Genomic DNA, 12030 nt, shown 5'->3' on the forward strand with positions numbered 1-12030 from the left:
GGATGCGTGACCAGCGAAGCGCTCGACCCCACCACGGCCCTGCGGCCGCGACTGCCGTCGCCGCTGCAAGCGGTCGAGGACGAGCGCTTCGCCCGGCACGGCATTCGTCTGCTGCTCAAGCGCGACGACCTGATCCACCCGGACCTCCCGGGCAACAAGTGGCGCAAACTCTCCCCGAACCTCGCGGCAGCGGCGGGCCGCCCCCTGCTGACGTTCGGCGGCGCCTACTCCAACCACCTCCGCGCCACGGCCGCGGCGGGCCGCGTCCTGGGCTTCCCGACGACGGGGATGGTCCGCGGCGACGAACTGGCCACCCGCCCCCTGAACTGGTCGCTTTCCCAGTGCGCGGCGGACGGCATGCACCTGGTCTTCGTCGACCGCGCGACATACCGCGCGAAGGACGCCCCGGACGTGCGCAGGCGCATCCTGTCGCTGGCGACGGCCGCACTCTCCGCGGGGCCCGCGCTCTCGGGAAAGGGGCGGGAGGGGGACATCTACGTCGTACCCGAAGGCGGCAGCAACGCCCTCGCCGCCCGCGGCTGCGCCGCCCTCGGCCACGAGCTGCGCGGCCTCGCGGACGTCGTCGCCGTCGCCTGCGGCACCGGTGGGACCCTCGCGGGACTGGCCGCGGGGCTGGCGCCCGGACAGCGCGCCATCGGCTTTCCCGTCCTCAAGGGCGGCTTCCTCGGCGACGAGATACGCGCCCTCCAGCGAGAGGCCTTCGGCGGCCCGGCCGGCGCCTGGTGGCTCGACGAGCGCTTCCACTTCGGCGGATACGCCCGTACCACCCCCGAACTCACCGCCTTCGCCGACGACTTCGAGGCCCGCCACCACCTCCCCGTCGAGCGGATCTACGTCGCCAAGATGCTGTACGGACTCCTCGCCCTCGCCGAAGAAGGCACCTTCCCGCCCGGCACGACGCTCGCCGCCGTCGTCACCGGTCAGGAATCCTTCATCACCGGTCAGGAATCCTCGCGGTAGGCCGCCGCCTCCTCCAGATCCAGCCGGCGCAGCAGCGTACGCATCATCTCGTCGTCGATCCGACGCTGGTCCCGAAGCTGTACGAAGACCTCACGCTCGGTTTCGATCATCTCCCCCGCAAGACGCCGGTAGGTGTCGTCCAGCGACTCCCCGGTCACCGCGTTCACCGCCCCGAGCCGCTCCCAGACCGCGTTCCGCCGCCGCTCAAGGACCGTGCGCAGCCGGTCCACGAGCGGCTCCGGCAGCGTGTTGCGCTCGTCCGCGAGCAGCTCGTCCAGCCGCCGCTCCGCCGCCCGCGAGGCCTCGCTCTGAGCCTGTGCCTCGGCCAGCGTCTCGGCGTACGCGTCGCGCCCCGGCAGCTTCAGCGCCCGGATCAGCGACGGCAGTGTGAGCCCCTGCACCACCAGCGTCCCGATCACGGTCGTGAAGGTCAGGAACAGCACCAGGTTCCGCGCCGGGAAAGGCTGGTCGTGCGCCGTCGCCATCGGGATGGAGAAGGCGATCGCCAGCGAGACGACCCCGCGCATCCCCGCCCAGCCCACGATCACCGGCGCGGTCCAGTTGGTTTCCGGCTCGCGTTCCCTGATCCGCCGGGACAGCACGCGCGGCAGGAACGTCGCCGGGAAGACCCAGACGAACCGCACCACCACGACGGCCACGAAGACCCCGACCGCGTACCAGAACGTCTCGCCGACGCTGTACCCGCCCAGGCCCTTGACCACGTACGGCAACTGCAGGCCGATCAGCGCGAAGACGGAGGACTCCAGGATGAAAGCGACCATCTTCCAGACCGCCGCCTCCTGCAGCCGGGTCGCGAAGTCGACCTGCCAGGCCCGGTGGCCGAGATAGAGCGCGACGACGACCACGGCGAGCACGCCGGACGCCCCGACCTGCTCGGCGGCCGAGTAGGCGACGAAGGGGATCAGCAGCGAGAGCGTGTTCTGCAGCAGTGCTTCCTTCAGATGGCTGCGCAGCCAGTGGATCGGCACCATCAGCACCAGGCCGACGATGACGCCGCCGATGGACGCCAGCGCGAACTCCTTGATGCCTCCGGCCCAGCTCGCGCCCTCGCCGACGGCCGCGGCGAGCGCCACCTTGAACGCGGTGATCGCGGTCGCGTCGTTCACCAGGGACTCGCCCTGCAGGATGGTGGTGATCCGGGTGGGCAGCCCGAGACGACGGGCGATCGCGGTCGCGGCGACGGCGTCCGGCGGCGCGACGACCGCGCCGAGCACCAGCGCGGCGGTCAGCGGCAGATCGGGCACAAGGAGATGGGCGAGGTAACCCACCGCGAGAGTCGCGAAGAGGACATAGCCGACCGAGAGCAGCGCGATGGGCCGCAGATTCGCGCGCAGATCGAGGTACGAGCTGTCGACCGCGGCCTTGTACAGCAGCGGCGGCAGCACCAGTGGCAGCACGATGTTCGGGTCGAGGGTGTAGTCCGGCACTCCGGGCACGTACGCGCCGATCAGCCCCGCCGTCACGAGCAACAACGGCGCCGGGACCGGGGTTCTGCGGGCCGCCCCGGCGATCGCGGCGCTCGCCGCGATCAGCGCCACGAGTGGCAATGCGTCCATTTCGCCGTCCCTCACGTCCGTACGTACGTCCGTCGCCAACGTCGTAATCTGGCAATCATGAGCGAGTGTCCGCACATAGCCGAACTCCCCCACCCCGAGCCGTCCCCGCTGACCGAGACCTGCCCGGGGTGTCTGGCGAGCGACAGTCACCCCGTGCAGCTGCGCATCTGCCTGCTCTGCGGCCATGTCGCCTGCTGCGACTCCTCGCCCCACCAGCACGCGAGCGCACACTTCAAGGAGACGGGGCATCCGGTGATGCGAAGCTTCGAGCCAGGTATGGCCTGGCGCTGGTGCTTCGTGGACGGTTCGATCGTCTGACGCGTGGGTACGTCAACCCTCCGCTGATTCCTCGCAATTGGACGCCGCAGACCTCTAGCCACTGTGCGTACTCATATGCTTACCATGAGTGACAGCTACCGACTGGGGTCCCGGCGACAGGGCACCATGGATCGCGATAGCGTCGCCGGGCCAGTACCGGCTACGTATCGAGTACGTAGCGACGGCTTCGGGATCACCCTCCCGTAGCCCCGATTGAGCTTGTGCCACCTTGGAGGTGAGGGTGTCCCAGATCGCAGGCGAGCCCGGGACTCAGGACTTCGTGGAAGTCCGGCTGCCCGCTGCGGGTGCCTACCTGTCCGTGCTGCGTACGGCCACGGCCGGTCTCGCAGCGCGCTTGGACTTCACCCTCGACGAGATCGAGGATCTGCGGATCGCGGTCGACGAGGCGTGCGCGATCCTGCTGCAGCAGGCCGTCCCCGGTTCCGTCCTCAGCTGCGTGTTCCGGCTCGTCGACGACTCGCTCGAGGTGACGGTCTCGGCCCCGACGACCGACGGCCGGGCGCCGGAGCGCGACACGTTCGCCTGGACGGTGCTCTCGGCACTGGCCGGCAAGGTCGACTCATCGGTCGCCGATGACCGTACGGTCTCCATCAGCCTGTACAAACAGCGCGGCGCGGGACCCGGGCCGGCGTGAGGAACGGGGACGGTCCCGTGCGGAACGAGCCGCCCGCAGTGACGGGCATCCCGGAACAGCAGGCCCGGCCGCACCCGGAGGTGGACGGACTTGACGGCCAGACGGCCGCGGCGGAGCAGGCGCAGGCAGAGCAGGCGGATCGTATGAGCGAGCACGTGCACGAGAAGCAGCACCACGATCCACATGACCGCAGCGGGGCGCGGGTGATGTTCATCGAGCTGCGCAAGCTGCCCGACGGCTCGCCGGAGCGGGCGGAGCTGCGCAACCAGCTGGTGCGGATGCATCTGCCGCTGGTGGAGCATCTCGCGCGGCGCTTCCGCAACCGCGGCGAGCCGCTGGACGATCTGACGCAGGTGGCGACGATCGGCCTGATCAAGTCGGTGGACCGGTTCGACCCGGAGCGCGGCGTCGAGTTCTCGACGTACGCGACGCCGACGGTGGTGGGCGAGATCAAGCGCCACTTCCGCGACAAGGGCTGGGCGGTACGGGTTCCGCGCCGCCTGCAGGAGCTGCGGCTCGCGCTGACCACGGCGACGGCGGAACTGTCCCAGCAGCACGGCCGCTCCCCCACGGTCCACGAGCTGGCCCACCGCCTGGGCATCTCGGAGGAGGAGGTCCTGGAGGGCCTGGAGTCCGCGAACGCGTACTCGACGCTGTCGCTGGACGTCCCCGACACGGACGACGAGTCACCGGCGGTGGCGGACACGCTGGGCGCGGAGGACGAGGCGCTGGAGGGGGTGGAGTACCGGGAGTCCCTGAAGCCGCTGCTGGAGGACCTTCCGCCCCGGGAGAAGCGGATTCTGCTCCTTCGCTTCTTCGGCAACATGACCCAGTCACAGATCGCACAGGAGGTGGGCATCTCGCAGATGCACGTCTCCCGCCTGCTGGCCCGCACGCTGGCGCAACTCCGCGAAAAGCTCTTGGTGGAGGAGTAACACCCCGCCGCGTCCCCGGTGCCGCCGGGGACGCGGGTCGTCGCCGGACCGGACCTTTACGCGTCGCGCGCGCCGGCGCCCCGGACGCCCAGCGCCTGCGTCGTCGTCGGACTCACCAGCAGCACCAGCCCGGTCACCGCCACTGCCGCGAGCACGATCCCCACGGGGATCAGCGCGCCCGAAGCCCGCAGCAGCGTCCACGCCGGGATCAGCGCCATCAGATGCGTGATGATCGCCGGGCCCCGGCTCCAGCTGCGCCGCCTCAGCAGCCCCCGCGCCGCGATCAGCGGAATCGTGCCGAGCGCGATCAGCGTCACTCCACCCATCTCCGCCTGCGACGAACTGTCCGGCCGTCCGAGCAGCCCCATCACAAGCATGTAGACGCCGCCCGCGACCAGTGCCAGGCCTTCCAGACCGGACACCGCCGCCGCGACGGCAATACGGGCGGGGCGGGGGGTCTGGTCAGGGGTCTGGTCAGTGCTCACCCCAGCAGGGTAGCCGTCGGGCGAAGCCCTGGGCTGGGTCAGGTATCACCCACTGGGTACGCTGCTGGGCATGCGCGCACTTCTTGTGGTCAATCCGGCAGCAACCACCACCAGTGCCCGCACCCGTGACGTACTCATCCACGCCCTGGCCAGCGAGATGAAGCTCGAGGCCGTCACCACGGAGTACCGCGGGCACGCCCGCGACCTCGGCCGCCGGGCTGCCGAATCCGACGACATCGAGCTCGTTGTGGCCCTCGGCGGCGACGGCACCGTGAACGAGGTCGTCAACGGCCTGCTCCACCACGGCCCCGACCCCGAGCGCCTCCCCCGTCTTGCCGTCGTCCCCGGCGGCTCGACGAACGTCTTCGCCCGCGCCCTCGGTCTGCCGAACGACGCCGTCGAGGCGACCGGCGCGATCCTGGACGCGCTGCGCGACCGCACCGAGCGGACGATCGGCCTCGGCCTGGCCGCCGGCACCCCCGGCTCGGAGGACGAGGCGACCCCCGACCGCTGGTTCACCTTCTGCGCCGGGTTCGGCTTCGACGCGGGTGTCATCGGCCGGGTCGAGCAGCAGCGGGAGAGAGGCAAGCGGTCCACCCACGCCCTTTACCTGCGCCAGGTGGCACGCCAGTTCCTGGACGAGCCCCGCCGCCGGCACGGCACCATCACCCTGGAACGCCCCGGCCAGGAGCCGATCAACGATCTCGTGCTGTCCATAATCTGCAACACCGCCCCCTGGACCTACCTGGGCAACCGCCCGGTGTACGCGTCCCCGGACGCCTCCTTCGACACGGCCCTCGACGTGCTCGCGCTGGACAGACTCTCGACGCCGGCCGTGGCCCGTTACGCGACCCAGCTGCTCACTTCCACCCCCGAGCGCGGCCCGCGCGGCAAGCACGCCGTCACTCTGCATGACCAGACGGACTTCACCTTGAATTCAAAGGTTCCGCTCCCGTTCCAGATGGACGGTGACCACCTCGGGCTCCGTACGAGCGTGACGTTCACAGGCGTACGCCGTGCACTGCGTGTGATTGTGTGAGTAGAAGGGCCGGAAGGCCTTTATCTCGAACGTACGGACTGGGCTCCACCCCATAGAAGTACGGCTGTGACCTAGTCGACACCGAGGAATCAAAAAAAAGTTTCCGGAAGGGGTTGTATCCGCCGCCGAGGTTTGCGAATCTCTACATGGCGATCGGGACGGCCCGCAACATCGGCCCCACAGACCGCCAGAACCCCTCCCAAAACCTCAGGACCACGCCAGTGCAACTGGCAGTCGGCCCTTCCGTTACGGAGGGATTCGTGAAAGCGTTCACATTCACAAGCAACCTGCATGTAATACCAAGGAGAGGTAGCAGCCATGGACTGGCGTCACAACGCCGTTTGTCGTGAGGAAGACCCCGAGCTGTTCTTCCCCATCGGCAACACCGGTCCTGCGCTGCTGCAGATCGAGGAAGCCAAGGCCGTCTGCCGTCGCTGCCCCGTCATGGAGCAGTGCCTGCAGTGGGCGCTCGAGTCCGGCCAGGACTCCGGCGTCTGGGGTGGCCTCAGCGAGGACGAGCGCCGCGCGATGAAGCGCCGTGCCGCTCGCAACCGGGCGCGTAACGCCAGCGCCTGATGCCCCAAGCCTGAGCTCTGGCGGCGCGTACAGCGAGTACGCACTCACCGCCCCCGAGCCGCAGCGCGCAGTACCCCCGATGCGCATCGCAACGTGAGCTTCGAGCCCCGGACCGTTCACCACGGTCCGGGGCTCATCGCTTTTCCCGTTACTTCGTGCCCTGGACGGGGATGTCGAGCACCACCCGCGTGCCACGGCCCGGCTCCGGCACCCGGACCATGTCGAAGGTGCCGCCCAACTCTCCCTCCACCAGGGTTCGTACGATCTGCAGCCCCAGGTTGCCGGCCCGCTGCGCGTCGAAGCCCTCGGGCAGCCCGCAGCCGTCGTCCTGGACCGTGATGAGCAGCCGGCTGTCCGCGCGCTGGTCGCCGCGTACGGCCGAGACCTCGACCGAGCCGTGCTCGGTCTGCGGGAAGGCGTGTTCCAGGGCGTTCTGCAGCACCTCGGTCAGGACCATCGCGAGCGGCGTCGCGACCTCGGCGTCGAGGATGCCGAAGCGGCCCGTACGGCGGCAGTCGACCTTGCCCGGTGAGATCTCCGACACCATCGCGATGACGCGGTCGGCGATCTCGTCGAACTCGACGCGCTCGTCCAGGTTCTGGGAGAGGGTCTCGTGGACGATCGCGATCGAACCGACGCGCCGTACCGCCTCGTTGAGCGCCTCGCGGCCCTGTGCCGAATCCATCCGGCGGGCCTGCAGCCGCAGCAGGGCGGCGACCGTCTGGAGGTTGTTCTTCACCCGGTGATGGATCTCCCGGATGGTCGCGTCCTTGGTAATCAACTCGCGCTCGCGGCGGCGCAGTTCGGTGACATCGCGCAGGAGTACGAGAGAGCCGATCCGGGTGCCCTTGGGCTTGAGCGGGATGGCGCGCAGCTGGATGACGCCGCCGTTGCCCTCGACCTCGGTCTCGCGGGGCGCATAGCCGCTGGCCAGTTTGACCAGCGCCTCGTCGACCGGGCCGCGGGAGGGGGCGAGTTCGGCGGTGGTCTGGCCGAGGTGGTGTCCGACGAGGTCGGAGGCGAGGCCGAGGCGGTGGTAGGCGGAGAGACCGTTGGGGCTCGCGTACTGGACGACGCCGTCCGCGTCGAGCCGGATCAGTCCGTCGCCGACGCGCGGCGAGGCGTCCATGTCGACCTGCTGGCCGGGGAAGGGGAACGATCCTGCAGCGATCATCTGGGCGAGGTCGGAGGCTGACTGAAGATAGGTGAGCTCCAGCCGGGACGGGGTGCGCACGGTCAGCAGATTCGTGTTGCGGGCGATGACACCGAGGACGCGGCCCTCGCGGCGTACGGGGATGGACTCGACCCGTACCGGGACCTCCTCGCGCCACTCCGGGTCGCCCTCGCGCACGATCCGCCCCTCGTCGAGCGCGGCGTCGAGCAGCGGGCGCCGGCCGCGGGGAACGAGATGGCCGACCATGTCGTCCTGATAGGAGGTGGGGCCGGTGTTGGGCCGCATCTGGGCCACGGAGACGTACCGGGTGCCGTCACGGGTGGGGACCCACAGGACGAGGTCGGCGAAGGAGAGGTCGGAGAGCAGCTGCCACTCCGAGACCAGCAGATGGAGCCACTCGAGGTCTGATTCGCTGAGGGCTGTGTGCTGGCGTACGAGGTCGTTCATGGAGGGCACATCTGCGAGCGTACCTGGGGGTAAACCTGGTGGGTCGGGCGCCCGTGGTGGAGGATGGGCCCACAACTATGCTCTGCAGATGGATGGACATCCGAGAATGGTCTAGTCCACAATGAGTATATGAAGCCTCCGCCCTCCCCGCACAGGAGGGCGGACCGAGGTACCCGACGCTCTCTGCCCTGACTGCGTCGAGACCTCCCTCACGGCCGCGCGGGACCGCACACCTGCCGGCCGTAGCAACTCCGGGCTGCGGTGCCGGACGGGTTGAGGGTCCCGTCAGGCGCCGCGGCCCGCGGGTGTTTTTGCGGGCGTAGGGGGCGGAGCCCTGCAGGTCAGTGCGTTTCCGTCACCTTGGCCAGCGCCCTCGGCGCATCCGGGTCCTGACCCCGCGCAATCGTCACCTCGTACGCCAGTCGCTGCAGCGGCAGGATCTCCAGGATCGGCTGGAGTTCCTCCGGGACCCCCTCCGTCGGGAGGACAAAGCCCGCGGACGCCGCCTCGACCTGCGGGCGGGGGCCCACCACCACCAGGTCCGCGCCGCGGCCGCGGAGGCGGTCGAGGACCGGCTGGAGCGCCTCGCCGCCCTTGCCGTCCGTGACCACCGCGATCACCGGGGAGATGTTGTCCACCATCGCCAGCGGGCCGTGCAGCAGGTCCGCTCCCGAGTACGACAGGGCCGGGATGTAGCTCGTCTCCATCAGCTTCAGCGCGGCCTCCTTCGCCGTGGGGTAGCCGTAACCCCGCGACGTGATCACCATCCGCTCGGCGAAGCGGTAGCGCGACGCCAAGTGCCGTACCTCGTCCTGACGCGACAGCACCTGGGACGCGAGGTCGGGCAGTGCCTTCGCCGCCGCGCCGTCACCGCCCCGCAACCCCTCCACCAGCAGATAGAGGGCCAGCAGCGACGCGGTGTACGTCTTCGTCGCCGGTAGCGCTCTCTCCGGGCCGGCCAGGATGTCGATGTGGAATTCGGAGACCGCCGCCAGCGGCGAGTCCGGGTTGTTCGTGACCGCCACCGTGATCGCACCCGCGTCCCGCGCCGCCCTGGTGGAGGCCACCAGGTCGGGTGAGCCGCCGGACTGGCTGACCGAGATGACCAGGACATCCGTCAGGTCTGGCCGCGCGCCGTACGCCGTCGTCGTGGACATGGAGGTCAGCCCGCACGGCAGACCCAGCTGGATCTCCAGCAGATACTTCGCGTAGAGCGCGGCGTTGTCGGACGTACCGCGCGCCGTCAGCAGCACGAACCGCGGCCGGCGCGCCGCGATCGCCGTCGCCACCTCACGGATCCTCGGCGCGCCCTCCTCCAGAATGCGCCGCAGCACCGTCGGCTGCTCTGCCATCTCACCAGCCATGATCCGGCCCGGCTGTTCGGACATGCGGGGTGCCTCCATGTGGCGTTCCTCGTGCACAGTCCGCGTCGGTCAGGCCCCGGCGCCCTTGCCGGTGATGACCTCCGCGGCGGCCCGTCCGCAGACGCGGGCGGCGCCATGGGTCGCGATGTGCAGGGCCCCCCTCGGATCCGCCCGGTCCACACCCATCTCGACCACGACCGTGTCGGGACGGGCCGCGATGAGGGCGTCCAGAGCGTCCGCCATCCAGGGGTGGCGGTGAACGTCGCGCACTACAGCGACGATCCTACGGTCCGCCGCAACACCCAGCACATTTGCCAACAAAGAGGAATTATCGACCGAGGCGTCATACGTGTCCGTCGTCGTGCCAGGCAGCAGCGCCGCCAGCTCCGCCGCCACACCCCACGGAGTCTCGTCGCCGACCGCGATGTTGGCGACGGCAGTGAAGGCTGCGACGTAGGGCGCGCTCGTCAGCGGCTCGTACGGCTGCGGTCCCACCGTCACCCGTACCGCCCGCCGCGCCGCCACCAGCCCGATGTCAGAGCCGGGCGCAGTCCCCACCTGTGAAGCCACGCCCGGCTCCGCTGCAGCCCCCCTGGCCCGCCGCGTCCAGTCGGCGAGGGCGCGCACCCGCGCCGCCGCGTCGGCCAGCCGCTCCTCGGGCAGTTCGCCGTCCCGTACCGCCGCGACCAGCGCGTCGCGCAGTCGCAGTACGGTCTCCTCGTCGGCCAGGCCGCCGCCGACGCAAATCGCGTCGGCTCCCGCGGCGATCGCGAGGACGGAGCCGTGCTCGATGCCGTACGTCGACGAGATGGCCTGCATCTCCATGCCGTCGGTGACGATCAGGCCTTCGTAGCCGAGCTCTTCGCGCAGCAGACCGGTGAGGATCTGCGGGCTCAGCGTCGCCGGGCGGTTCGGATCGAGCGCGGGCAGCAGGATATGCGCACTCATCACCGCTTTGGAACCCGCCGCGATGGCCGCGCGGAAAGGCACCAGCTCACGGGCGTGCAGCGTGTCGAGTTCCACATCGATCCGGGGCATCGCATGGTGCGAGTCCACATTGGTGTCCCCATGTCCCGGGAAGTGCTTGGTACATGCGGCGACTCCGGCGGCCTGCAGACCTTCGACGTAGGCGACGGTGTGCCGGGCGGCGAGCGCGGTGTCCGCGCCGAAGGACCGCACACCGATGACCGGGTTGTCGGGGTTGGAGTTGATGTCGGCGGCCGGAGCCCAGTTGAGATCGACTCCGCATTCGGCGAGCCTGCGGCCGAGTTCACGGGCGACGGCCCGGGTGAGTTCCGTGTCGTCCACCGTGCCCAGCGCATAGTTGCCGGGGAAGGAGGAGCCGGTGCGCACCTCCAGGCGGGTGACGTCGCCGCTCTCCTCGTCGATCGCGACCAGCAGATCGTCCCGCTCGGCCCTCAACTGTGCGGTGAGGGATGCCAGTTGACCTGGTGAAACGATGTTGCGACCGAACAGGCCGACGGCGGAGAGCCCTTCGCCGATCCGGCGCAGCAGCCAGTCCGGTGCGGTCGTACCGACGAAGCCGGGCTGGAGGACGGCGAGGGCGTCGCGGGTCAGGGTGTCCGAGGATCCACGTACGAGAGTCGTCATGAGTCGGCGTTATCCCTTCACTGCGCCGGCCGTCAGACCTGCGGCCATCTTGCGCTGGACGAGGAGGAAGAGGATCACGATGGGGACGGCCATCATCGTGGCGCCGGCCATCATGGGGGCGTACTCGGTGCCGTTCTTGGTGGTGAAGTTGCCGAGCCACACGGTCGCTGTCTGGTTCTGCTGGCTCATCAGCATCAACGCGTACAGATACTCGTTCCACGCCTGGATGAAGCCATAGACCGAGGTGGCGACCATGCCCGGGGCGAGCAGCGGGAAGACCACCCGGACGAAGGCGCCGGTGCGGGTGCAGCCGTCGACCATCGCCGCCTCCTCCAGCTCTCTGGGGATGTTGACGATGAATCCGCGCAGCGTCCACACCGTGAAGGGGAGGATGAAGGTCAGATACGTGATGATCAGGCCGGTGAGCTTGTCGTACTGACCGAGGTCGTTGAGCAGCAGGAAGACCGGGATGATCATGGCGACCAGCGGGATCATCTGGACCGCGAGAATGCCGACGATCACGATCTTGCGTCCGCGGAAGGCGAACCGGGAGATGGCGAGCGCGGCCAGCATGCCGACAGCGATCCCGATGACGACCACCACCAGCGACACGATGAGGCTGCGCCCGACCGGGCCCCAGAAGTCGGCGATGTCCAGGGCCCGCCGGAAGTTCTCCGTCGTGAAGACGTTGGGGAAGAAGTGCGGGTTGGGGTCGATGGCGTCCTTGGCCGGCTTGAACGCCGTGTTCAGCATCCAGTAGACCGGGAAGCCCGCGGTGACGAAGACGAGGAGGCCGAGCAGATTCCAGCCGAGCTTGCTCGTGCGGGGGCGGCGCGGGGCGGCGGCAGCCGCGCTGGTCGAGGTCACG

The 12030-nt window shown here is 69.6% G+C and carries 12 protein-coding genes; 6 read left to right on the forward strand and 6 right to left on the reverse strand.

Annotation, left to right across the window (positions count from 1 at the left end; genetic code table 11):
- The first annotated feature begins 6 nt into the window (after positions 1 to 6).
- The gene (locus OG729_RS13245) at positions 7 to 981 is read left to right on the forward strand and encodes a 1-aminocyclopropane-1-carboxylate deaminase/D-cysteine desulfhydrase (RefSeq protein WP_405806184.1); all 975 of its coding nucleotides are present in this window, start codon (positions 7 to 9) and stop codon (positions 979 to 981) included.
- On the opposite strand, the gene OG729_RS13250 is transcribed toward OG729_RS13245, so the two are convergent.
- The gene (locus OG729_RS13250) at positions 963 to 2558 is read right to left on the reverse strand and encodes a Na+/H+ antiporter (RefSeq protein WP_405806186.1); all 1596 of its coding nucleotides are present in this window, start codon (positions 2556 to 2558) and stop codon (positions 963 to 965) included. The two genes, OG729_RS13245 and OG729_RS13250, sit on opposite strands and share 19 nt — an antisense overlap.
- Before the next feature lie 57 nt (positions 2559 to 2615).
- On the opposite strand from OG729_RS13250, the gene OG729_RS13255 reads away from it, so the two are divergent.
- The 3 genes from OG729_RS13255 (at position 2616) to OG729_RS13265 (ending at position 4466) form a co-directional block, all read left to right on the forward strand.
- The gene (locus OG729_RS13255) at positions 2616 to 2876 is read left to right on the forward strand and encodes a UBP-type zinc finger domain-containing protein (protein WP_360873380.1); all 261 of its coding nucleotides are present in this window, start codon (positions 2616 to 2618) and stop codon (positions 2874 to 2876) included.
- A gap of 241 nt (positions 2877 to 3117) precedes the next feature.
- Complete coding sequence (locus OG729_RS13260) at positions 3118 to 3531, forward strand: anti-sigma regulatory factor (RefSeq protein ID WP_018845530.1); 414 nt, start codon at positions 3118 to 3120, stop codon at positions 3529 to 3531.
- A complete protein-coding gene (locus OG729_RS13265) occupies positions 3528 to 4466 on the forward strand; it encodes an RNA polymerase sigma factor SigF (RefSeq protein WP_404724170.1) in 939 nt (312 codons plus the stop codon). Before OG729_RS13260 ends, OG729_RS13265 begins: the two co-directional genes overlap by 4 nt.
- A 56-nt stretch (positions 4467 to 4522) precedes the next feature.
- Here the strand turns inward: OG729_RS13265 and OG729_RS13270 are convergent, their stop codons facing one another.
- Positions 4523 to 4951, reverse strand: coding sequence for a hypothetical protein (locus tag OG729_RS13270; protein ID WP_360873386.1), 429 nt, complete (start codon positions 4949 to 4951; stop codon positions 4523 to 4525).
- Positions 4952 to 5021: 70 nt separating this feature from the next.
- Between OG729_RS13270 and OG729_RS13275 the strand changes: the two genes are divergently transcribed.
- On the forward strand, positions 5022 to 5990 hold the full coding sequence (locus OG729_RS13275; protein ID WP_360873389.1) for a diacylglycerol kinase family protein: 969 nt from the start codon (positions 5022 to 5024) through the stop codon (positions 5988 to 5990).
- A gap of 318 nt (positions 5991 to 6308) precedes the next feature.
- Positions 6309 to 6566, forward strand: a complete 258-nt coding sequence (locus OG729_RS13280; RefSeq protein ID WP_003953983.1) for a WhiB family transcriptional regulator — start codon at positions 6309 to 6311, stop codon at positions 6564 to 6566.
- A 148-nt stretch (positions 6567 to 6714) separates the two neighbouring features.
- On the opposite strand, the gene OG729_RS13285 is transcribed toward OG729_RS13280, so the two are convergent.
- The 4 genes from OG729_RS13285 to OG729_RS13300 form a co-directional block, all read right to left on the reverse strand.
- Entirely contained in the window at positions 6715 to 8187 is a 1473-nt protein-coding gene (locus OG729_RS13285) for a PAS domain-containing sensor histidine kinase (RefSeq protein ID WP_360873680.1), read from the reverse strand.
- Between the two features lie 341 nt (positions 8188 to 8528).
- Complete coding sequence (locus OG729_RS13290; protein WP_405806188.1) at positions 8529 to 9590, reverse strand: SIS domain-containing protein; 1062 nt, start codon at positions 9588 to 9590, stop codon at positions 8529 to 8531.
- 30 nt (positions 9591 to 9620) lie between these two features.
- A complete protein-coding gene (locus OG729_RS13295; protein WP_360873395.1) occupies positions 9621 to 11162 on the reverse strand; it encodes a glycoside hydrolase family 3 protein in 1542 nt (513 codons plus the stop codon).
- Positions 11163 to 11171: 9 nt separating this feature from the next.
- The gene (locus tag OG729_RS13300; RefSeq protein ID WP_405811121.1) at positions 11172 to 12029 is read right to left on the reverse strand and encodes a carbohydrate ABC transporter permease; all 858 of its coding nucleotides are present in this window, start codon (positions 12027 to 12029) and stop codon (positions 11172 to 11174) included.
- Between the last annotated feature and the right edge of the window lies 1 nt (position 12030).

Origin of the sequence: Streptomyces sp. NBC_00210, assembly GCF_045160975.1 — a bacterium.
GTDB lineage: Bacteria > Actinomycetota > Actinomycetes > Streptomycetales > Streptomycetaceae > Streptomyces.

Bases quoted from the DNA above. Each gene is read 5' to 3' on its own strand.
- OG729_RS13285 (WP_360873680.1), bottom strand. From the start codon at position 8,187: ATGAACGACCTCGTACGCCAGCACACAGCCCTCAGCGAATCAGACCTC.
- OG729_RS13280 (WP_003953983.1), top strand. From the start codon at position 6,309: ATGGACTGGCGTCACAACGCCGTTTGTCGTGAGGAAGACCCCGAGCTG.
- OG729_RS13255 (WP_360873380.1), top strand. From the start codon at position 2,616: ATGAGCGAGTGTCCGCACATAGCCGAACTCCCCCACCCCGAGCCGTCC.
- OG729_RS13290 (WP_405806188.1), bottom strand. From the start codon at position 9,590: ATGGAGGCACCCCGCATGTCCGAACAGCCGGGCCGGATCATGGCTGGT.
- OG729_RS13250 (WP_405806186.1), bottom strand. From the start codon at position 2,558: ATGGACGCATTGCCACTCGTGGCGCTGATCGCGGCGAGCGCCGCGATC.
- OG729_RS13295 (WP_360873395.1), bottom strand. From the start codon at position 11,162: ATGACGACTCTCGTACGTGGATCCTCGGACACCCTGACCCGCGACGCC.
- OG729_RS13275 (WP_360873389.1), top strand. From the start codon at position 5,022: ATGCGCGCACTTCTTGTGGTCAATCCGGCAGCAACCACCACCAGTGCC.